Raw genomic sequence first — 20,901 nt, 5'->3', positions numbered from 1 at the left:
CCCCTCAGGCGTAGCGCTCGCGGAGCTTGTACTTGAGCACCTTGCGCAGGGCGTCGTTGCGGGGGAGCGCGTCCACCAGCTCCAGCTGTTCGGGGAGCTTGTGGGGGGACAGGCCCTGGGCGCGCAGGTACGCGGTGACCTCCGCCAGGGTCAGGGGGGCCGCTCCGGGGGGCTGTTCGACCACGGCGCAGACGCGTTCGCCGCGGACGGGGTCCGGGAGGCCGATGACGGCGACGTCACCGATGGCGGGGAGCTGGTGCAGGAGGTCCTCGATCTCCTTCGCCGAGATGTTCTCGCCCTTGCGGATGATGACGTCCTTGCCGCGTCCGGTGAGGACCAGGTGGCCGTCCGGGGTGAGGTGCCCGAGGTCGCCCGTGATCAGGTAGCCGTCGGCGTCGAAGACCTCCTGCGCCCCGGAGCGGTTCAGGTAGCCCTGGCAGACGGCCTCGCCGCGCAGCCGGACCTCCCCGTCCGCGGACGAGGGGAGCGGGGTCCCGTCGGGTGAGGTGATGCGGATCGACATGCCGGCCGGGGGGCGGCCCTCGGTGGTCGCGAGGTTCTCCGGTGTGTCGTCCGGGGAGCCCATGGTGATCATGGGGACCTCGGTCATGCCGTAGCCGTGGGTGAGCTGGCACCCCAGCTCGCGGACCACCGCGTGGTAGATCTCCGGGGGCTTGGGGGCGCCGCCGCCCGCCAGCAGGCGCAGCGTGGGGATGAGCTTGCGTCCCGGCTGCTTGCGCTGCTCCGTGAGGAACAGGGAGTAGAACGCCGTCGAGCCGCCCGCGACCGTGACCCCGTGGCGCCGGTACCCGTCGAGCGCGTCCGGCATCGCGAACTTCTCGAACAGGACCGCCGGGAACCCGTACATCAGCAGCATCACGGTGTAGTCCGGGCCGGCGATGTGGGCGAACGGGAACGCCATCGAGCCCACGTCCGCCGGGGTCAGGTGCAGCGCGTGCGCCAGGCAGGAGCCGCCCGCGATCAGGGAGCGGTCGGTGTGCAGGACGCCCTTGGGGTCGGAGGTGGTGCCGGAGGTCCAGTAGATCCACCGGACGTCGGTGCCGGACGAGGGGGGCGGCGGGAGGGTCGCGGGATCGCCCGCGGGGAGGGACTCGTAGGCCTCGAAGATCCCGCGCGCGCCGAGGCGCCGCGCCATCGCCGTGTGGTCGAAGCCCCGCCAGACGCCGGGTACGGCGAAGAACTCCGCCTTGGACTCGCGGAGCGCGAAGCCGACCTCGCGCTCCCGGTAGAAGGGGATGACCGGGGACTGGACCGCGCCGAGGCGGGCCAGGGCCGCCGAGAGCAGCACCGTCTCGATGCGGGTGGGCAGCTGCCAGGCGACGACGGTTCCGGGGCGTACGCCCATGTCGTGCAGGCCCGCGGCCACTTCCTCCGAGCGGTCGCGCAGCTCGCCGAAGGTGAGGGTGCGGTCGTCGGCGGGGTCCGCGGCGGCCTCGATGAGCACCGGGGCGTCCGGGGTGAGGGCGGCGCGGCGGGCGATGAGCTCCCAGAGGGTGCGGGAGCGGCTGAGCCGGACGGCCGTGGCCCGCGCGCCGCCGCCGTCCGCGTCGGTCGCCGCGGCCGTCTCCGGCCCGCTGTCCGCGGCCGTTTCCAGCCCGCCGTCCGTGGCAGCGCCCGCGTCCGTGGCCCTGCCCGTGTCCCCGCCCGCCCCCGCCCCCGACCCCGCGCCCGTGCCCGTGCCCGTGTCCGCGTCCGTGCCCGTGTCCGCCATGCCGGACCCCCTTTAGCTGACGGTGAGTCAGATCCAGCGCAGAGCGTAGAGCGCGGACGCTTGTCGGTCCAGGGGTGGCGGAGCTAGCTTGTTTCTGACGATCCATCAGATTCGGCGAGGGGACACCATGGAACTGCCTCGGATCATCAGCGTCGACGATCATGTGATCGAGCCCGCGCACCTCTTCGACGTGTGGCTGCCCGCCAAGTACCGCGACCGCGGGCCCAAGGCGCTGACCGCGGGCATCGGCGATCTCGTCTACACGGGCGGTAAGTACGTGATCTCCATGGACCCCGACGGCCCGCCCACCGACTGGTGGATCTACGAGGACCTGAAGTTCCCGTACAAGCGCAACATCGCCGCCGTCGGCTTCGACCGCGACGACATGACCCTGGAGGGCATCACCCGCGAGGAGATGCGCAGGGGCTGCTGGGACCCCAAGGCGCGGCTCGCCGACATGGACCTCAACCACGTCGAGGCCTCGCTGTGCTTCCCGACCTTCCCGCGCTTTTGCGGGCAGACCTTCGCCGAGGCCCACGACAAGGAGGTCGCGCTCGCCTGCGTCCGGGCCTACAACGACTGGATGGTCGAGGAGTGGTGCGGCGACAGCGGCGGCCGGCTCATCCCGCTGTGCATCATCCCGCTCTGGGACATCGACCTGGCGGTGGCCGAGATCCGGCGCAACGCCGCACGCGGGGTACGGGCGGTCACCTTCTCCGAGATCCCGACCTACCTCGGGCTGCCGTCGATCCACTCCGGGTACTGGGACCCCTTCTTCGCCGTCTGCCAGGAGACCGGCACCGTCGTCAACATGCACATCGGGTCCTCCTCCCAGATGCCCGCCGCGTCCCCCGACGCGCCGCCCGCCGTCCAGGCCTCGCTCAGCTTCAACAACGCGATGGCCTCGATGATGGACTTCCTCTTCTCCGGGGTGCTGGTGAAGTACCCGACGCTCAAACTGGCCTACAGCGAGGGCCAGATGGGCTGGATCCCGTACGCCCTGGAGCGCGCGGACGACGTCTGGCGGGAGCACCGCGCCTGGGGCGGGGTCAAGGACCTGATCCCCGAGCCGCCGTCGACGTACTACTACCGGCAGATGTTCTGCTGCTTCTTCCGCGACAAGCACGGGATCGCCTCGCTCGACGTCGTCGGCCGCGACAACGCGACCTTCGAGACCGACTACCCGCACGTGGACTCGACCTTCCCGCACACCAAGGAGGTCGCCCTCGACCACGTCAAGGGCCTCGACGACGAGACGGTCTACAAGCTGATGCGCGGCAACGCCATCCGCATGCTCGGCCTGGACCTGGACCTGGATCTGGACGAGCAGTGGACCTGACCTACACCGACGAGGAGCGGGAGTTCCGGGCACGGCTGCGCGAATGGCTCGCCAAGACCCTGCCCGAGCTGCCCGCCAAGCCCTCCCCCGACGACTGGCCGGGCCGGCGCGCGTACGACGCGGGGTGGCAGCGCAGGCTGTACGACGCCGGGTACGCGGGCCTGCACTGGCCCGTGGACGCGGGCGGGCGGGGGGCCACCCCGACCCAGCACCTGATCTTCCTGGAGGAGACGGAGCGCGCGGGAGCCCCGTACGTCGGCGCGAACTTCGTCGGGCTGCTGCACGCCGGCCCGACCATCGCCGCCGAGGGCACCGCCGAGCAGCGCTCGCGCTGGCTGCCGCCGGTGCTGCGCGGGGACGAGGTGTGGTGCCAGGGCTTCAGCGAGCCGGACGCAGGCTCGGACCTGGCCGCCCTGCGCACCCGCGCGGTGCGCGACGGGGACGAGTACGTGATCTCGGGATCGAAGATCTGGACCTCGCACGCGGAGGTCGCCGACTGGTGCGAGCTGCTCGTGCGCACGGATCCCGAAGCCCCCAAGCACCGGGGGATCTCCTGGCTGGCCATGCCCATGGACGCGCCGGGGGTGACGGTCAGGCCGCTGCGCACCCTCGCGGGATCGGCCGAGTTCGCGCAGATGTTCCTCGACGGGGTGCGGGTCCCGGTCGCCAACCGGGTCGGCGCGGAGAACGACGGCTGGCGGGTCACGATGGTGACCCTGTCCTTCGAGCGGGGGACGGCCTTCGTCGGCGAGGTGGTCGCCTGCCGGCGGACCCTGTCCGAGCTGGCCCGGACCGCGAAGGAGAACGGGCGCTGGGACGATCCGGTCGTACGTCGCGCCCTCGGACGGCTCCACGGCGAGTTCGGCGCCCTCTGGCGGCTGACGCAGTGGAACGTCAGCGAGTCCGAGCGCTCGGGCGGCGTCCCGGGCACGGGTGGCAGCGTCTTCAAGCTGGCGTACTCGCATGCGCGCCAGGAGCTCTACGACGTGGCGGCCCGGGTGCTCGGCGCGGGCTCGCTCGTGCTGGACGAGGAGTGGGTCCACGACCGGCTCTCGTCCCTCTCGTACACGATCGCGGCGGGCACCTCGCAGATCCAGCGGAACATCGTCGCCGAGCGCATCCTCGGCCTCCCGAAGGGCCGGTGAACGGCTTGGACTTCCAGCCGACCGAGGACCAGCGGAACCTGCGGGCGGGCATGCGGGACCTGCTCGCCGGGCGGTACGGCCGCGAGGCCCTGCGGGCGTCGCTCGACGCCGCCGTCACCGTCGACCGGCAGCTGTGGCGGGAGCTCGGCGAGGCGGGGTTCTTCGCGCTGCGGCTCCCCGAGGCCGACGGCGGGGTCGGTCTCGGGCTCCCGGAGGCCGTCCTGGTCTTCGAGGAGGCCGGGCGGGTGCTCCTGCCGGGGCCGCTCGTGGCCACGCACCTGGCGGCCGGACGGGTCCCGGGGGCCGCGTCCGGGACCACCGTGGTGACGGCCTCCGACCTGGACGGCACCCTCGTGCCGTACCTGGCGGAATCGGACGCCGTGCTCGGGGTGCCCGTACTCCCTTCGGGCGAGCCGGTCCGCTCGGCGGACCCGCTCACCCCCCTGCACCGGGTCGTCTTCGCCCCCGCCCCCGACGGGCACCGGGCGGAGGGGGCGCTGCTGACGGCCGCGCTCCAGCTCGGGAGCGCGCTGCGGACGGTGGAGCTGGCGGTGCGGTACGCGGGGGAACGCGAGCAGTTCGGGCAGCCGATCGGCGCCTTCCAGGCGGTCAAGCACCTGTGCGCGCAGATGCTGGTGCGGGCCGAGGTGGCCCGTACGGCGGTCTACGCGGCGGCGGTGACCTCTGACCCCGGGGAGATCGCGGCGGCCAAGCTGCTGGCCGACGAGGCGGCCGTGCGCAACGCCCGGGACTGCCTCCAGGTGCACGGCGGTATGGGATTCACCTGGGAGGCGGACGTCCACCTGCACCTCAAACGGGCCTGGGTGCGGGCCGAGCAGTGGCGCACGGCGGCGGAGGCCGAGGAGCTGCTGGCGGCCGAGCTGCTGAGGAGCGCGCCGTAGCCGGAGCGGACGGTAGCCGGAGCGGACCGTAGCCGCGGGGTGCGGTCCGGGTGTGCGCGGCGCTTGCGCGCTGTGACAGGAGGGCACGGGAGGGGTGGGGCGGGACGCATGTCCGATTACGGAGAGTTGATATCGGTTTGTGTCCTTCGGCCGCCGCATTACGTACCGGAGCCGGGGGTCTGCTCCGGTACGCTCCCACGAATGCGAGCGGTTGAGCGGCATGAGGGTCGCACAGTATGCACCACGCCTACTCCTTCGCGCTGGAATATGCCCGAAGCGCTTGTTGTGGTGACTGTATGTCAACCATGCTGCTCCGCAAGGGGGTCACGGTCCGTGATCCCGTTCCGTCGTGAGGCGACGTGTCCGCCGGTTCGGATGGTGTGAGCGGTGCAGGTGCTTCAGGTTCAGCTTGAGGTGGGAGCGGACCCGGCCGAGGTCGGCAGGGCGCGCCGGTGGGCGCGGTCGCGGCTGGCCGGATGCGGCATAGGGGTCGACGAACCCCTCGCCGAGACCCTGATCCTGCTGATCTCCGAGCTGGTCACCAACGCGGTCGTGCACACGGGCTGTCCCGCCGTGCTGCGGATGCTGTTCGGCGGGCCGGGGGTGCGGGTCGAGGTGGCCGACGCGAGCGACCGGGCGCCGGCCCGGCGGCAGGCCGCCGGTGACGACACGGGCGGGCGCGGCCTGGAGCTGGTGGACGGGCTGGCGGACCGCTGGGGCTGGCAGCGCGAGGGCGGCGGCAAGCGGATCTGGTGCGAGATCGACCGGGCGGAAAAGGCGGCCGCGGACTGCGCCACGGACACCCCCGAGAGGCCTTGCGAACATTTTGACCCGGCCCGGGAACCGCGCGTGTACCTCTAACGAGGTGTTGACGGTTCGTCACGTGTTGATCACTCTAGTGGTGAACGATTCGTCGCGAGGGGACGCCAAGGGTCCTGCCTTGACGAGTGCGGGTCGTGGGGTGGCGGCTGCCGTGCCGCGCTCGGGGCGTGCATGCGCGTCGCCGCCACCCGCAGGTCAGAGCGTGCGGGGCCGGTCCGGCGACCGGTCCCTGGTGCGGGTCCAGTCGAGGATCGCGACTGCGGTCAGCTCGCAGCTGTCCACGAAGTCCAGGGCCGCCGCCGGGTCCACCTGGGCCTCGGTGTCCGCCGCCCGGTCGTACAGCAGGCAGAGCCGGCGGTGCAGTGACACCAGCGGTACGGGCAGGCCGTGCCGGGCGAGCGCCTCGGAGATCGCCAGCGGCTCCGGGCGCGCCGGGAGCCGCTCCAGCCCGGTGAGGGCGTCCGCCGACAGGTCGGTCAGCGCCTCCCAGGCCCGTACGAGGGCGAACTGCGGCGAGCGGTCCACGATCCGCCGGGCCTCCCCGAAGCGGGCGAGCCAGCCGGCCGGGCCGGGCGCAGTGCGGCCCTGGAGCGGGATGCCGGGCTGCGGATACACCTGGCCGGGCTGCCCGAAGGCGGGCGGCCGGTCGGGGTCGGGCCGGTCGCCGTCGGGCCGGTCGGGCACGCGGCGGCGGTCGGTGCTGTTGCCGTCGGGCGCGTCACGGTGGTCGGCGCTGTCGCGGTCGGGCCGGTCGGGCTCGGCCCAGTCGCCGTCGGGCACGTCACGGTGGTCGGCGCTGTCGCGGTCGGGCCAGCCGCCGTCGGGTCGGTCGGGGGCGGGCCGCCAGGGGGCCTGGGCGGCCGCGTAGACGCCCCGGGCGAGGGAGTCGCGTACCGCGGCCGCCTCCGCCGCGAACTCCAGCGAGCCCACCGGGGTCTCCAGGCGCGTCACCCGGCCCAGTACCGCCGTCAGGTGTGCGCGCAGACCCCAGACGAGCAGCAGGGTGACCACCGGCCACACCAGCGCTTCCACGTACTTGAGTACCAACTCGGCCACGTCCACCGGGACATGGTGTCAGGTACACGCGGCGACCGGGCGGCTCGGGAACCCCGGCCGCCGGGTCAGAGGATCGCCACCGGGGCGACCGGCGTCCCCACGGCGCCGACGAAGGGCTCCGGCATCGCGGAGAGGAGGAACGCGTACCGGTTCTCTTCTGCACAGGCTGTGGACAACTTTTCGAGGTTCCAGTTCTGGCCCTGGTGCATGCCCATCTCCACCAGGTCCAGCGCGTGCACCGGCAGCCAGAGGTTCTCGATCTCCGGCGGGAAGATCTCGAAGGTAAGGGTGTCATTGGCGACGGCCGCCACGTCACGCGCGTGGAACCATTCGGGCGTGCGCACGGACAGGCCCGGCGAGGGGAATCCGTAGCCGTGCTTGTCGCCGGCCAGGTAGACCTGGATCTGGCCCGTGCGGACCAGGACGACGTCCCCGGCGCGGACGGTCACCCCGCCGAACTCCTCCGCCTCCGCCAGGTCCTGGGGGGTCACCGCGTGGTCCCCCGGCAGCCGGTCCAGGCCCTTGGCGCGGGCCACGTCGAGCAGCACCCCGCGCGAGACGATGTGCCCGGCCTTGTCGATGCCGCTGAACTCGGCCCGCGCGTGCGCCGTGATGCTCGTGGCCGGGCGGCCGTTGTAGATCTTCCCGGAGTGCGAGACGTGCGTGAGGGCGTCCCAGTGCGTGCCGCACTGGAGCCCCATCGTCACGGCGTCGTCGCTGCACGCCACCGTGCCCGGCCCGAAGAGCTCCTGGTTGATCTGCACCATCGTGTGCAGCGGGTTGATCCGGCCGGGGATCAGGCCGGCCTGCACCCCGTCCTCCTTCAGGGGGAGCGCGAGCGGGATCCGGCGGCCGGTGCGGACCTCGGCGGCGGCCGCCCGTACGACCTCGTCGGTGATGAGGTTGAGGGTGCCGATCTCGTCGTCGGCGCCCCAGCGGCCCCAGTTGTTGACGCGCTTGGCGATGTCGTGGAACTCGGCGGGCATGCCCATGGACTCATCAGCTCCTTGCCGTACGGAAACCAACCAGGTCTTGTGCAGGCGTATCCGACTGCCCATAGAATCTAACGGTCCGTCAGAAAACGCGGGAAGGGGCCGGGCGTGGGGAACTTCTTGGCAGGCAAGGTCATCGCCGTCACCGGTGCGGGCCGGGGCATAGGACGGGCCGTGGCACTCGCCGCGGCCGCCGAGGGCGCCAGGGTCGTCGTCAACGACTACGGCGTCGGCATCGAGGGCGGCGAGCCCACCAGCGAGGTCGCGGAAGCGGTGGTGAAGGAGATCGTGGCGGCCGGCGGCGAGGCGGTGGCCGTCGCCGACGACATCTCGACCATGGAGGGCGGCCAGCGCATCGTCGACACGGCGCTCGCCCGGTACGGACGCATCGACGGGGTGGTGTGCGTCGCCGGCATCCTGCGCGAGCGGATGCTCTTCAACATGACCGAGGAGGAATGGGACCCCGTCGTCGCCACCCACCTCAAGGGCACCTTCACCGTCTTCCGCGCCGCCTCCTCCGTCATGCGCAGGCAGGGCACGGGCACCCTGATCGGCTTCACCAGCGGCAACCACCAGGGCTCCGTCGCCCAGGCCAACTACAGCGCCGCCAAGGGCGGGATCATCTCCCTCGTCCGGTCGGCCGCGCTCGGCCTGGCCAAGTACGGAGTGACGGCCAACGCCGTCGCACCCGTCGCCCGTACCCGGATGTCGGCCAACGTGCCCATGGAGCTCAAGGAGATCGGGGAGCCCGAGGACGTCGCCGCGCTGGTGACCTACCTGCTGTCCGACAAGGCCGTCGCCGTCGGCGGCGAGAAGATCACCGGCCAGGTCTACACGATCGCCGGCCCGAAGATCGCCGTCTGGGCCCAGCCGCGCGAGCTGCGCGCCGGGTACGCGGAGGGCTCCTGGACCCCCGAGAAGATCGCCGACTTCCTGCCCGGGACCGTGGGCACCGACCCGATGCCGATGCTCGCGCAGCTCGAAGCGATGGCGCAGGCGGCGGCCGCCAAGGACCGCCCCAACGCCTGAGGGGGGCCGGTGGACTTCAGTTTCGGGGCCGAGGACGAGGCACTGCGCGGCCGCGCCCGGTCGTGGCTGGCGGAGCACCTCGTGGGCCCGTACGCGCAGGCCCTCGGCCTCGGCGGCCCGGGCAGCGAGCACGAGGGCATCGAGGCGCGCCGCGCCTGGGAGCGGGAGCTGGGCGGCGGCGGGTGGATCGGGCAGGGCTGGCAGGTCCCGGACGGGGCCTACGGCCAGCAGCGGCTCTCCCTGACCGGGCAGGTGGTGTGGGCGGAGGAGTACGCGGCGCTGCGCGCTCCCGGCCGGGTGGGCCACATCGGGGAGAACCTCCTGGCCCCCACCCTCGTCGCGTACGGGAGCCGGGACCAGCAGGACCGCTTCCTGCCCGGGATCGCGCGCGGCGAGGAGCTGTGGTGCCAGGGCTACAGCGAGCCGGGCGCCGGATCCGACCTCGCGGGGATCCGTACGGCCGCCGTCCGCGACCCGGCGGACGGCCTGTACCGGGTCACCGGCCAGAAGATCTGGACCTCCCTGGCCCAGGACGCGGACTGGTGCTTCGTACTGGCACGCACGGAAGCGGGCTCGAAACGGCACCGGGGGCTGTCCTTCCTGCTGGTACGGATGGACCAGCCGGGGCGTGTCGAGGTCCGGCCGATCCGGCAGCTGTCGGGGACGGCGGAGTTCAACGAGGTCTGGTTCGACGGGGCCGTGGCCGCCGAGCACGTCGGCGGCGAGGGCGAGGGCTGGACCGTGGCCATGGGCCTGCTCGCCCTGGAACGCGGCGTCTCCACACTGGTCCAGCAGATCGGCTTCGCGGCGGAGCTGGAGCGGGTGCTCGCCGCGTACGCGGCCTCGGGCGAGGCGGATCCCGTGCTGCGGGACCGCCTCGTACGGCAGTGGGCCGAGCTGCGCACGATGCGGTGGAACGCGCTGCGGACGCTGGGCACGGCCGGGGATCCGGGTGCGCCGAGCGTGGCCAAGCTGCTGTGGGGCGGCTGGCACCGGCGGCTCGGGGAGCTGGCGGTGGCGGTCCGGGGCGCGGCGGCCACGGCCGGGCGGGCGGACTGGGAGCACGCGGCCCCGTACGAACGCGGACTTGACGAGGACCAGCGCCTGTTCCTGTTCACCCGGGCCGACACGATCTACGGCGGCTCGGACGAGATCCAGCGGAACATCATCGCCGAGCGGGTGCTCGGCCTTCCCAGAGAGTCGCGGTGAAGGTATGAGAGGCGTCGTGTTCGACGGCAGGCGGGCCCAGGTGGTCGAGGACCTGGAGATCCGCGATCCGGGGCCGGGGGAGGTGCTGGTCGCGATAGCGGCGGCCGGGCTGTGCCACAGCGACCTGTCGGTGATCGACGGGACGATCCCGTTCCCGCCGCCGGTGGTGCTGGGGCACGAGGGCGCGGGGGTGGTGGAGGCCGTCGGCTCCGGGGTCACGCACGTGGCGCCCGGGGATCACGTCTCGCTGTCCACCCTGGCGAACTGCGGGGCGTGCGCGGACTGCGACCGGGGGCGGCCGACGATGTGCCGCAAGGCGATCGGGATGCCGGGACAGCCGTTCTCGCGGGGCGGGAAGCCGCTGTTCCAGTTCGCCTCCAACTCGGCCTTCGCGGAGCGGACCCTCGTCAGGGCCGTACAGGCGGTGAAGATCCCCGAGGACATCCCGCTGACGTCGGCGGCGCTGATCGGGTGCGGGGTCCTGACGGGGGTCGGGGCGGTGCTCAACCGGGCGAAGGTCGACCGGGGCGAGTCGGTGGTCGTCATCGGCACCGGGGGCATCGGGCTCAACGTGCTCCAGGGCGCCCGGATCGCGGGCGCCACCACGATCGTCGCGGTCGACGCGAACCCGGCGAAGGAGGCGGTGGCCCGCCGGTTCGGGGCCACCCACTTCATCGACGCCTCGGCGGTCGCGGACTCCTCCGCGGCGGTGCGGGAGATCCTGCCGACGGGCGCGGACCACGCCTTCGAGTGCGTGGGCAGCGTGAAGCTGATCCGCCAGGCGATCGACCTGCTGGACCGGCACGGGCAGGCCGTCCTGCTGGGTGTGCCGGGCTTCACGGAGGAGGCTTCGTTCCTCGTCTCGTCCATGTACCTGGACAAGACGATCATGGGCTGCCGGTACGGGTCCTCGCGCCCCCAGCGCGACATCGCGCTGTACGCCGAGCTGTACCGGCAGGGGAAGCTGCTGCTGGACGAGCTGGTGACGCAGGTCTACCCGGTGGAGGACTTCGCCAAGGCGGCCGACGACGCCCACCACGGGCGCGTGGCCCGCGGGGTGCTCACCTTCTGAGTCAGGTCGGGGCCGGCCGCGCCCGGGCCGGCCCCGGTCGGTCCCGGCCGGCCGGAGCGGCCGCGTCGGCCCCGGTCGGTCCCGGGTCGGGCCTGGCTGGTCCGTGAACGGCCGAAGCCGCCCCGGCCGGCCCCGGTCAGTCCGTGAAGCGGCCGAAGCGGCCCCTGTGGAAGAGCAGCGGGTCGCCCTCGCCCGCCGCGCCCATGGCCTCGACGCGCCCCACGACGATGAGGTGGTCCCCGCCGGTGTGGACGGCGTGGATCCGGCAGTCGATCCAGGCGGGCACGTCGTCGAGCTGCGGCGAGCCGGTCACGGGCGCCGGGCGGTAGGGCACCCCGGCGAACTTGTCGGCGCCGCTGACCGCGAAGGAGCGGCACAGGCCCCCTTGTTCGGCGCCCAGGATGTTGACGCAGAACACCCCCGCGCGGGCGATCCGCGGCCAGGTGGTCGACGTGCGGGCCACCATGAAGGTGACCAGGGGCGGGTCCAGGGAGAGCGAGGCGAAGGACTGGCAGGCGAAGCCGGCCGGACCGTCCTCGTCCGCGCCGGGCGGTGCGGTGATGACCGTGACCCCGCTGGCGAAGTTCGACAGTACGGCCCGGAACTCGGCGGGGCTGACGGGCGCGCGCTCGTCCTCGCCGACCGCCCGCAGGTCCGGGCGTGGCAGCACGTCCACCGGACCGTGCTCCGGCTCCGGCTCCGGCGCGGCGGAGGTGGGGGAGCCGACCGACCTGAGGTATCGGACGACGGTGGCCGCCATCCCTGCGTGTCCCATCACAGTGTCGATTGAAGCTGACGGTTCGTCAGATTGGAAGGGGTGGGGACGGGCCGGCCCGGAAGGTGTAACCTCCAGGTCTATTGAACGTGTTCAATTCACCTCGGGGGTCATTGTGGTCACGGGACAGCGGACGGGAACGCAGGCGAAGCCGGTGCGCGGCGGCAGGTTCGCGCGCCTGGCCGTCGGCGCGGAACTCGCCGCCGCGGGCCAGTTCCTCGTGTGGGCGGTGTTCCGGGTCGCCCTCTCCGGGCTGCGCGACGACTACGGCACCACCTTCTCCGGCGGGATCGAGGTCATCGTCCTGCTCGTCCTCGGACCGTTCCTCCTCCTGCTGTGCGCCGGCCTGCACTGGGGGCTCTTCACCCTTCCGGTGATGGCGCTGACCCGGCTCAGCGGCCACCCCCGCTGGGCGGCGGCCTGGATCGCCGGATTCGCCGCCGCGTACGCGTGGCCGGTCAGCTCCGCGGTCGGCGCCCCGTACGGCCAGACGTGGGCCTGGATCGCGGCCGCCGGCGTGCTCCCCGCGCTGGCCGCCCTGTACGCCCACCGCAGGCAGCAGTCGTGGCCGCGGATGCTCGGCCTCGTCACCGCGCTCACCGGGTTCGCACTGGGCCTCACCGTCCTCGCCGGGTTCTGCCAGCTCCGGACGGGCTGGTTCTCGTACGAACCCCCGCGCCTGGCCGCAGCGCAGTACGCCGGCGAGTGGACCGGGTCCGCCGGCGCCCGGCTGGAGCTGCGCGAGAACGGCGAGGCCCTGGTCCGGGACCTGCCCGTCAACGCCGGCTTCGGGGACCCGGAGCGCTGCTCGGGCACCGGCACCTGGAACTTCGAGCCGCGCAGCCGGGCACTCCACCCCGGGCCGGACGACTTCCGCGACGGGGTCTCGCTCACCGTCGCGGGCTGCAAGGGCGTCCGGCACTGGCAGGTGGCCGGGACCGCCTCCGAACCCCAGCTGTTCAGCCTGCTCGACAACCCCGACGGCGACGACCTCGTGATCCTGCGCCGCCGGTAGCCCGCGGGCAGCGCGCGGCGCCGGTTCCCCCGTACGGGTGGAACCGGCGCCGCGCGTGGACCCGTACGCCGGACAGCCCGGGGCGGGCTCGGCATCGTGGCCTGCGGCCCGTTGGCCCCGCCCACCCAGGAGGATCCCCATGCTCGGCACCGAATTCCGCACCGGATCGCCCAACTGGCTCGACCTCGGGAGCCCCGACACCGGCAGGGAGGCGGCCTTCTACGGCGCTCTGTTCGGCTGGCAGTTCGTCTCCGCGGGTCCCGAGGCCGGCGGTTACGGCTTCTTCCAGCTGGACGGGAAGACCGTCGCCGCCATCGGACCGCTCACCGAGGAGGGCGCGAAGCCGGCCTGGATGGTGCACTTCAAGACCGAGGACATCCAGGCCACCGTCAAGGACGTCAAGGACGGCGGCGGGAGCATCCGCGCCGAGCCCATGGACGTCATGGGCGAGGGATGGCTGGCCCAGGCCACCGACCCGCAGGGCGCCGAGTTCGCGCTCTGGCAGCCCGGCAAGACCACCGGACTGGGGCTGACCTCCGTCGACAACACGCTGGTGTGGGTGGAGCTGCACGTACCCGACCCGGTCGCCGACATCGCCTTCTACCACGGCCTGTTCGGCTGGCGGCAGCAGGAGATGCAGGCACCCGGCATGACCTACCGCGTGCTCAGCATCGCCGACGGCGACCAGCAGCAGGGCTCCTTCGGCGGAGTCGCCCCCTCACAGGGCGACGGGCCGATGGGCTGGGTGCCGTACTTCAACTCCCCGGACGTCGACGCCACCGTCGCGAAGGCCACGGAGAACGGCGGATCCGTACTGATGCCGGCGACGGACGTGCCGTCCGTCGGCCGCATCGCGTTCCTCGCGGACCCGGCGGGGGCGATGTTCGCCCTGCTGAAGCCCGACCCGCAGATGTGAGCCGGTGAACGACGGGGGCGCACGGCCCCGGGGTCAGCGCCCCAGGTACTTGGGGGTGCGGCGCTCCACGAAGCTCGCGACGCCCTCGTTCGCGTCCGCGGTGGTCATGTTGATCTCCTGAGCGGTGGCCTCGGCGGCCAGTGCGGCCGCCCGGTCACCGTCCAAGGAGGCGTTGACCAGCTGCTTCGTCATGGCGATGGCCCGCGTCGGGCCCTGCGCGAGGCGCTCCGCCCACTCCCGGGCGGCGGCCTCCAGGTCCCCGGCCGCAACCACCTTGTTGACCAGACCGAGGCGTTCGGCCTCGGCGGCCGCCACCGCGTCCCCGAAGAACATCAGCTCCTTGGCCTTCTGCGGCCCGAGCAGGCGCGGCAGCAGGTACGCGCCGCCGCCGTCCGGGACCAGGCCGCGCCGGACGAACACCTCGATGAACCGGGCCGGTTCCGCCGCGATCACCAGGTCGCAGGCCAGCGCCAGATGGGCCCCGATCCCGGCGGCCGTGCCGTTCACGGCGGCGATCACCGGCTTCTCGCAGTCCAGGACGGCCGTGATGAGCCGCTGCGCCCCCAGCCGGATCATCCGGGCCACGTCCCCGGCGACCCTGTCCCCCGAGGCGGGACCGCCGCGCAGATCGGCTCCCGCACAGAACCCCTTCCCGGTCGCCGTGACGACGACGGCCCGGACGGCGGGGTCCGCGGAGGCCTCCGCGAGCAGGGCGATGATGCGCTCGCGCTGCTCCCAGGTGACGGCGTTCATGGCCTCGGGACGGTTCAGGGTGATCCACGAGACGCCGTTCTCGGTGCGGTGGAGGACCTCGTCCCCGGCGGTTGCGGTCATGGTCGGGCTCCCGTTCGTGGTGGAGTGCGGGCCCCTCGCTCGGGGCTCGGGCGGGGGCTGGGGCGGGGGCGGGGCGGGGGAGGATCCGCACTGCGGCGACCAGGTCAGCGGCAGATCGCCAGGGCGTCCAGGGCCACCGCCCCCTGCCCCCTCGGGAGGACCATCAGCGGGTTGATGTCCAGCTCCGAGAGCTCGTCGCCCAGTTCCAGCGCCATCCGCTGGACCCGCAGGATCACCTCCACCAGCGCGTCCACGTCCGCCGGCGGGGCGCCCCGTACGCCCTCCAGCAGCGGGTGGCCCCGCAGCTCGGTGAGCATCGCCCGGGCCTGGTCCTCGCCGAACGGCGGCACCCGGACCGCCGCGTCGTGCAGCACCTCCACCAGGACCCCGCCCAGCCCCACGGTCACGGTCGGGCCGAAGAGGTCGTCCTGGGTGACGCCGACGACCATCTCCACCCCCCGCTCCACCATCTGGCAGACCAGGATCCCGTCCAGCGGGACGCCCTCGTAGCGCGCGATGTCCGTCAGCTCCCGGTACGCGTCGCGGATCTGGCTCGCGGAGGTCAGGCCGATCTTCACCAGGCCCAGCTCCGTCTTGTGCGCCAGCTGCGGACCCGAGGCCTTCATCACCACCGGGTAGCCCACCAGCCCGGCCGCCCGGACGGCCGCCGCCGCGCTCGTCACCAGCTGCTCACGGGGGACCCGTATCCCGTACGCCCGCAGCAGCTGTTTCGCGGCGTGCTCGCTGAGCTGCTGGCCGGGGCGCATCAGGGCCTGCGCCTTGCGGTACGAGGGCGACGGCGTGCGCGGGGCCTCGTCGAAGGGGGAGCGGTAGGCGGCGGTGAAGCGGTGGTGGCCGAGGTAGGCCCGTACGGCGGTGATGCAGTTGCCGAAGGTACGGAACGTCGCCACCCGGGAGGAACCCAGCAGGGTGGTGCGGTAGGCCTCCTCGGTGCCGACGGGGGAGCCCCAGACCACGCAGATCAGCTTGTCCGTCTGCTCGGCGGCGTCCACCAGGTCCTGGGCGAGCTTGTCGCTCATGGGAGGGAAGGGGCCGGTGATCGGACAGATCAGCACGCCCACGGAAGGGTCGGCGAGGATCGCGTCGATGATCTTGCGGCCGCGCCAGTCGCCCACGGGGTGGCCACCGTTGTCCACGGGGTTGGCGACGTTCAGGTACTCGGGGATCCACTGGTGCAGCTCGTCCTGCTTGGCCTGCGGGAGGGCGGGCAGGCTCAGTCCCGCCTCCGTGGCCAGGTCGGAGAAGTGGGCGCCCGTACCGCCGGAGATGGAGTACACGACCACCCCGTCCGCCAGCGGTCTGCGCGCCCGGGCCAGCAGGGCGGCGGTGTCCTGGAGCTCGTCCAGCCCGTCGACCCGGATCACCCCGAACTGGCGCATCGCCGCGTCCACGACGGTGTCGGCGCCGGTCAGCTTCCCGGTGTGGGAGGCGGCCATCCGGGCGCCCGTCTCGGTGCGGCCGACCTTGACGGCGACCACCGGCACGCCGTTGCGGGCGGCCCGGTCGGCGGCCAGCAGGAAGGACCGGCCGTCCTTGAGGCCCTCCACGTAGCAGGCGATGGCCCCGACCTCGGGCTGCTCCGCGAAGTAGGAGATGAAGTCGGAGGTCTCCAGGTCCGCCTCGTTGCCCGTGGGAGCCCAGTGCGAGAGCCGGATCCCCAGCTCCTGGAGGGTGTACACCGGCCGGCCCTGGTGGCCGGACTGGGTGATCAGCGCGATCGCCGGCCCGTCGAGGTCGTCGCGGAACCTCTCGAAGGCGTTGAGGTTGGTGTTCGGGCCCAGCAGGCGCAGCCCCGAGCGCTGTACGGCGGCCGCGAGGCGGGCCTGGGCCGCGGCGCCGGCGTCCCCGGTCTCCGCGAAGCCGGAGGCGAAGGCGACGGCGAACTTCACCTTGGCCTCGGCGAGTTCCTCGATGACCGGCAGCGGATCGCCGACGAGCAGGACCGCCAGGTCCACCTGTTCGGGCAGGTCGGCCACGGAGGCGTGGCAGGGCAGCCCGAAGACGGTGGGGCGGGTCGGGTGCACGGGGTGGATCCGGGCGCCGACGCGCTCCGCCCAGCCGATGAGCTGCCGGGTGATGCCGGTGTTCGGCCTGCCCTCGGCGTCGGAGGCGCCGATGACGGCGACCGACTCCGGCCGGAAGAACCGGTCCAGGTCGGGCACATCGGCGTGCAGGGGCCGTCCGCTGATGTCCAGTGCGACCGCGTCCTCGGCGGTCGGGGCCGCCGTGGAGTGGACGGCCGCCCTGGGGGTTTCCCCGCAGGCCTCGACACGTGCGCGGAAGTCGGTGGTGAGGGTGCCGTGAGTAGATCCAAGCATCGTTCCGCCCGCTCCTGCTCGATGAACTCCATGAACCGAACTCATGAGTGCACGAAGAGAATGCACTAACTGACGCGTAGTCAGATTACTTAACTGACGCGCCGTCAGGAACAGCCCTGCGCAGGAAAGCTGGTGGAGGTGATGTGGTGAACGGTGACAGATTCCGCTACGGCCGGTCCAGGGGGGATTCGGCCGAGCCCGCGCACGGGGGTGATCAGCGCGGGATGTCAGGGAATCCCGGGGGGAGCGGGGGCGGCCCGGAGAGGTCCTCCGACGGCACGGGAGGCATGGGTGGCAGGGGCGGCATGGGCGGCATGGGCGGCATGGGCGGCGGGGAGGGCAGGGGCGGCATGGGCGGCGGGGAGGGCATGGGGGGCGCGGACGGCATGTCCGGCAGGGAGGGGAATCCCGTCGGCGGGGGCGGCAGTTCGGTGGGCCAGCCGCCGGAGGGCGCGGCCGGGCGCCCCGGAGCCTCCGGGGCGGCGGGGGCCGCGGGCGGCCTCGGGATCCTGTCGCCGATCTCGGTCATGCCCGTGACCGCGACGAAGAAGACGCAGGCCGCCACGGTGCCCAGCAGGGTGAAGAAGCCGAGGCAGCCGATGGCGAGCGCCGCCTTCGTCCGCTCCGTCCGGTCGCCCGGAGCCAGGGCGGTCGCCCGGTCGGGCCGCCCCTGCGGGTACCGCACGGTGACGGTCTCCCCCTCGAAGACGGTCGCCTGCCCGGCCTCCTCGAAGCGCCTCACCCGCCCGTCGAGGTCGGTGAACTCGTAGACGTGGGTCAGGCTCCGGTGGGTCGAGCGGTGGCCGTGACCGCTGCGGCGGGTGACCGTCGTCAGGTAACTCCGCAGGCAGCGGCCCTGGACCGCGATCCCGCTGCTCCACGCCGCCCGGAGCCGGCGCTGCCGGACCACGACCACGGCGATGCCCACGACGCCGCCGAGCGCCACCAGTGCGGGGAGGGCGGTGAACAAGATCTGGAACATGAATCACCCGTCGAACGTGTGGAAACGCCATTCAACAGGTAGAGCGTCACAGCGGCGTCCGGGTTCCCGGCCGGCCGCGGGACGTCGACCCCGGCCGACGGTCCGGCACGGCAGGGCCGGGAACCTAGCCGCAGCGGCGGCCCTTGCGGGCCACGGCCTTGGCGATCTTCTCGGCGTCCAGCGCCATCTCGCGGAACATGCCGCTGATGGGGTTGGTGAAACCGGTGAAGTACAGGTCGGGGGCCTGCGCGGGGGTGCGGGCGCCGTGTACGAGGGGGCGGCCGCGGTCGTCCAGTACGCCGAGGTGGCCGACCAGGCCCTCCAGGGCGCGCCGGTAGCCGGTCGCCGCGATCACCGCGTCCGGCGCGATCCGCGAGCCGTCGGCCAGCACCACCTCGGCGCCCTCGAAGGAGGCGACGGCGGCGACCGGTTCGACCCGCCCGCCGCGGACCGCGTCGATCAGGCCGACGTCCTGGACCGGGATCGCGCCCTGCCCGACCCTGCTGTACAGGCCGGTGGAGGGGCGCGGAAGGCCGTACGCCGACAGGTCCGGGACGGAGGCCTTCGCGACGAGCGCGCAGAGCCGGTCCACGAGCCGTACGGGCAGCCGCCGCACCAGGATCCCGGAGCGCTGGGCGGGCCAGCCGGCGGTGGAACGGCGCACGATGTGCGGGGCGGTGCGCACGGCGAGCCGCACCCGCGCCGCCCCGCCCTCGGCGAGGTCGACGGCTATCTCCGCCCCGGTGTTGCCGACGCCGACGACCAGCATGTCCCGGCCCTCGTACGGCTCGGGGCCGCGGTAGCCGGCGGCGTGCAGCAGCTCCCCGCCGAACGCCTCCCGGCCGGGCCAGTCGGGAAGCGCGGGGGTGTGGTTGAACCCGGTGGCCACGACCACCGCCCCGGCGGCCAGCTCCCGGCCGCCGCTGGCGTGCAGGGTCCAGCCGGAGTCGTCGGCGGCGCGCTCGACCCGGGTCACCTCGACACCGGTGACCAGCTCCAGCTCGTGGAACTCGGCGTACTTCTCCAGGTACCGCACCACGTTCTCGCGGGCCACCCACCGCCCGAAGCGACGCGGCATGGCGAGGCCGGGCAGGGCGGATAGGCGGCGCGTGGTGTGGAGGCGGAGCCGGTCGTAGTGGCTGCGCCAGGAGGCGCCGACGGCGTCGGACTTCTCGACGACCACGGCACGGACCCCGCGGGCGCGCAGCGCGGCGGCGACGGCGAGGCCGCCGGGGCCGGCGCCGATCACGTAGACGGGGCGGGGCTGGGTGGTCATGTCGGGCGCGGGGGCTGCGGGCATGAGGAGTGATCGTATCGACACACAGAGTTGATGGGTCTCGGACAAGGAGGGAATCGATTGCGGATCGATCACGGACCGCGGGCCGGGGCGCGGGCCGGGGTGCGGCGGAGCTCTTGCGCGATCGGCCCCGATCCGCTCAACTGACGTACCGTCAGATCGCGAGTGGGGTGGAGGACGCCGATGCAGACCATCTGGCTCAGCGGGGCCGAATGGACAGCCGTGCTCCGGATAGGCCTCGGCCTGTGGTGGCTGGAGAGCTGGCGGCACAAGGACAAGAAGGGCTGGTTCGAACGCGGCACCGGCATCGCCTGGGCCGCCGACGTCGCGGGCAAGCACCGGTGGGGCTTCGTGCGGGGCGGCTTCGACAAGGTCGTCCGGCCCCGGCCGAGGCTGATGGCGTACGTGGTGGTGTACGCGGAGCTCGCGCTGGGACTCGGCCTGGTCCTGGGCCTGCTCACGCCGGTCGCGCTGGTGGGCGGGCTGCTGCTGAACCTGCTCTACCTGGTGCTGATGATCCACGACTGGGCCGAGCAGGGGCAGAACGCGATGATGGCGCTCATCTCGGCCGTCGCGCTGTTCGCGATGGGCTGGCAGGTCTGGTCACTCGACGCGGCGATGGGACTCTTCCTGTGAACACGGCCCGGTACGACCTGCCCGAGGTGGACGAGTTCACCCGCCCGTACTGGGAGGCGGCGGCGGAGGGACGGCTGCTGGTCCGCCGCTGCGGGGAATGCGGGCGGGCGCACCACTACCCGCGGGAGTTCTGCCCGTACTGCTGGGCGGGGGAGGACCGGGTCACCTGGGAGCAGGCCGGTGGGCTGGCCGCCCTGTACACGTGGTCGGTGATCCACCGGAACGACCTGCCGCCGTTCGGGGAGCGGGTGCCGTATGTGGCGGCGGTGGTGGATCTCGCGGAGGGGCCGCGGATGATGACGGAGGTGGTCGACTGCGAGCCGGGCGCCCTGCGGGTCGGGATGGCGCTGGCGGTCGCCTTCCGCGAGGCGGAGGGGGTCTGGATCCCGCTCTTCGCCCCGGCCGGTGCCCTGGCCGGGCGTTGACGGGGGCCCTGGCCGGGCCGGTGCCCTGGCCGGGCCGGTGCCCTGGCCGGGCGGGGGTGGGGTTCGGGTTGCCCCCCTGCGGGGCGGGATCAGGTTTGCAGCTCGGCTGCCGTTGCCCTGGCCGGGCGATTGAGTTGGTCGCCTGCGGCGCCGTTGCTTCCGGCCCCGGGCTGCGCCCGGGCGCCTCAAGCGCCGGCGGGGCTGGGTTTGGCTGCGGCCTGGGCGGGGTGCCGGGGACGCCGCCGGGGTGGGGTGTGGTCCGGGGCGGGCATGATTTATGGCGCCCGAACCGAGCCCCCAGTTGCCGGGCGGTACAGGGCGCCAACAAATCACGTTTTAGCCCCGGACAACACCCCACCCCGACACCGCCCCCGGCCACGAAGC

19 protein-coding genes are annotated in these 20,901 nt (G+C 73.1%); 11 read left to right on the top strand and 8 right to left on the bottom strand.

The annotated features are described in order from the left end of the window. Positions 1 to 4: 4 nt before the first annotated feature. On the bottom strand, positions 5 to 1,732 hold the full coding sequence (locus ACZ4TG_RS28640; RefSeq protein WP_468167794.1) for an AMP-binding protein: 1,728 nt from the start codon (positions 1,730 to 1,732) through the stop codon (positions 5 to 7). Positions 1,733 to 1,859: 127 nt separating this feature from the next. On the opposite strand from ACZ4TG_RS28640, the gene ACZ4TG_RS28635 reads away from it, so the two are divergent. The 4 genes from ACZ4TG_RS28635 (at position 1,860) to ACZ4TG_RS28620 (ending at position 5,979) form a co-directional block, all read left to right on the top strand. Next, complete coding sequence (locus ACZ4TG_RS28635) at positions 1,860 to 3,071, top strand: amidohydrolase family protein (protein ID WP_468167792.1); 1,212 nt, start codon at positions 1,860 to 1,862, stop codon at positions 3,069 to 3,071. Beyond that, positions 3,062 to 4,216 carry an acyl-CoA dehydrogenase gene (locus ACZ4TG_RS28630; protein ID WP_468167790.1) on the top strand — a complete coding sequence of 385 codons (1,155 nt, stop codon included), beginning with the start codon at positions 3,062 to 3,064 and terminating at the stop codon, positions 4,214 to 4,216. The genes ACZ4TG_RS28635 and ACZ4TG_RS28630 overlap by 10 nt, the downstream gene beginning before the upstream one ends. Before the next feature lie 5 nt (positions 4,217 to 4,221). Beyond that, positions 4,222 to 5,118, top strand: a complete 897-nt coding sequence (locus ACZ4TG_RS28625; protein ID WP_468167788.1) for an acyl-CoA dehydrogenase family protein — start codon at positions 4,222 to 4,224, stop codon at positions 5,116 to 5,118. 387 nt (positions 5,119 to 5,505) lie between these two features. Continuing rightward, entirely contained in the window at positions 5,506 to 5,979 is a 474-nt protein-coding gene (locus ACZ4TG_RS28620) for an ATP-binding protein (RefSeq protein WP_468167786.1), read from the top strand. 156 nt (positions 5,980 to 6,135) lie between these two features. Here ACZ4TG_RS28620 and ACZ4TG_RS28615 read toward each other — a convergent pair whose 3' ends face one another. Together ACZ4TG_RS28615 and ACZ4TG_RS28610 are read right to left on the bottom strand one after the other, a co-directional pair. Beyond that, the gene (locus tag ACZ4TG_RS28615) at positions 6,136 to 7,002 is read right to left on the bottom strand and encodes a hypothetical protein (RefSeq protein WP_468167784.1); all 867 of its coding nucleotides are present in this window, start codon (positions 7,000 to 7,002) and stop codon (positions 6,136 to 6,138) included. 59 nt (positions 7,003 to 7,061) lie between these two features. Then, positions 7,062 to 7,988 (bottom strand): cyclase family protein, encoded by a 927-nt coding sequence (locus ACZ4TG_RS28610; RefSeq protein WP_468167782.1) that lies wholly within the window; start codon positions 7,986 to 7,988, stop codon positions 7,062 to 7,064. A 108-nt stretch (positions 7,989 to 8,096) separates the two neighbouring features. Between ACZ4TG_RS28610 and ACZ4TG_RS28605 the strand changes: the two genes are divergently transcribed. Genes ACZ4TG_RS28605 through ACZ4TG_RS28595 form a run of 3 tightly spaced genes read left to right on the top strand, consistent with a single transcriptional unit; the run spans position 8,097 to position 11,298 of the window. Continuing rightward, complete coding sequence (locus ACZ4TG_RS28605; RefSeq protein ID WP_468167780.1) at positions 8,097 to 9,017, top strand: SDR family NAD(P)-dependent oxidoreductase; 921 nt, start codon at positions 8,097 to 8,099, stop codon at positions 9,015 to 9,017. A 9-nt stretch (positions 9,018 to 9,026) separates the two neighbouring features. After that, positions 9,027 to 10,226, top strand: coding sequence for an acyl-CoA dehydrogenase family protein (locus ACZ4TG_RS28600; RefSeq protein WP_468167778.1), 1,200 nt, complete (start codon positions 9,027 to 9,029; stop codon positions 10,224 to 10,226). 4 nt (positions 10,227 to 10,230) lie between these two features. Beyond that, positions 10,231 to 11,298, top strand: coding sequence for a Zn-dependent alcohol dehydrogenase (locus ACZ4TG_RS28595; protein WP_468167776.1), 1,068 nt, complete (start codon positions 10,231 to 10,233; stop codon positions 11,296 to 11,298). A gap of 136 nt (positions 11,299 to 11,434) precedes the next feature. On the opposite strand, the gene ACZ4TG_RS28590 is transcribed toward ACZ4TG_RS28595, so the two are convergent. Then, the gene (locus ACZ4TG_RS28590; RefSeq protein WP_468168277.1) at positions 11,435 to 12,058 is read right to left on the bottom strand and encodes a flavin reductase family protein; all 624 of its coding nucleotides are present in this window, start codon (positions 12,056 to 12,058) and stop codon (positions 11,435 to 11,437) included. 130 nt (positions 12,059 to 12,188) lie between these two features. Between ACZ4TG_RS28590 and ACZ4TG_RS28585 the strand changes: the two genes are divergently transcribed. Both ACZ4TG_RS28585 and ACZ4TG_RS28580 read left to right on the top strand, forming a co-directional pair. Beyond that, positions 12,189 to 13,088, top strand: a complete 900-nt coding sequence (locus ACZ4TG_RS28585) for a hypothetical protein (RefSeq protein WP_468167774.1) — start codon at positions 12,189 to 12,191, stop codon at positions 13,086 to 13,088. Between the two features lie 139 nt (positions 13,089 to 13,227). Continuing rightward, complete coding sequence (locus tag ACZ4TG_RS28580) at positions 13,228 to 14,004, top strand: VOC family protein (RefSeq protein ID WP_468167772.1); 777 nt, start codon at positions 13,228 to 13,230, stop codon at positions 14,002 to 14,004. Between the two features lie 33 nt (positions 14,005 to 14,037). Here the strand turns inward: ACZ4TG_RS28580 and ACZ4TG_RS28575 are convergent, their stop codons facing one another. The 4 genes from ACZ4TG_RS28575 to ACZ4TG_RS28560 all read right to left on the bottom strand — a co-directional run bounded on the left by ACZ4TG_RS28575 (position 14,038) and on the right by ACZ4TG_RS28560 (position 19,459). Next, on the bottom strand, positions 14,038 to 14,838 hold the full coding sequence (locus ACZ4TG_RS28575; protein WP_468167770.1) for an enoyl-CoA hydratase/isomerase family protein: 801 nt from the start codon (positions 14,836 to 14,838) through the stop codon (positions 14,038 to 14,040). A 104-nt stretch (positions 14,839 to 14,942) separates the two neighbouring features. After that, complete coding sequence (locus tag ACZ4TG_RS28570; RefSeq protein ID WP_468167768.1) at positions 14,943 to 17,177, bottom strand: acetate--CoA ligase family protein; 2,235 nt, start codon at positions 17,175 to 17,177, stop codon at positions 14,943 to 14,945. Between the two features lie 214 nt (positions 17,178 to 17,391). Next, a complete protein-coding gene (locus ACZ4TG_RS28565) occupies positions 17,392 to 18,159 on the bottom strand; it encodes a DUF3592 domain-containing protein (RefSeq protein WP_468167766.1) in 768 nt (255 codons plus the stop codon). 124 nt (positions 18,160 to 18,283) lie between these two features. Beyond that, positions 18,284 to 19,459 (bottom strand): flavin-containing monooxygenase, encoded by a 1,176-nt coding sequence (locus tag ACZ4TG_RS28560; protein ID WP_468167764.1) that lies wholly within the window; start codon positions 19,457 to 19,459, stop codon positions 18,284 to 18,286. A gap of 180 nt (positions 19,460 to 19,639) precedes the next feature. On the opposite strand from ACZ4TG_RS28560, the gene ACZ4TG_RS28555 reads away from it, so the two are divergent. Together ACZ4TG_RS28555 and ACZ4TG_RS28550 are read left to right on the top strand one after the other, a co-directional pair. Further along, complete coding sequence (locus ACZ4TG_RS28555) at positions 19,640 to 20,092, top strand: DoxX family membrane protein (protein WP_468167762.1); 453 nt, start codon at positions 19,640 to 19,642, stop codon at positions 20,090 to 20,092. Continuing rightward, the gene (locus tag ACZ4TG_RS28550) at positions 20,089 to 20,517 is read left to right on the top strand and encodes a Zn-ribbon domain-containing OB-fold protein (RefSeq protein WP_468167760.1); all 429 of its coding nucleotides are present in this window, start codon (positions 20,089 to 20,091) and stop codon (positions 20,515 to 20,517) included. Before ACZ4TG_RS28555 ends, ACZ4TG_RS28550 begins: the two co-directional genes overlap by 4 nt. The last annotated feature ends 384 nt before the right edge of the window (positions 20,518 to 20,901 follow it).

Source organism: Streptomyces sp. NPDC028314 (assembly GCF_055565795.1).
This window is presented reverse-complemented; position numbering and strand designations above follow the sequence as displayed.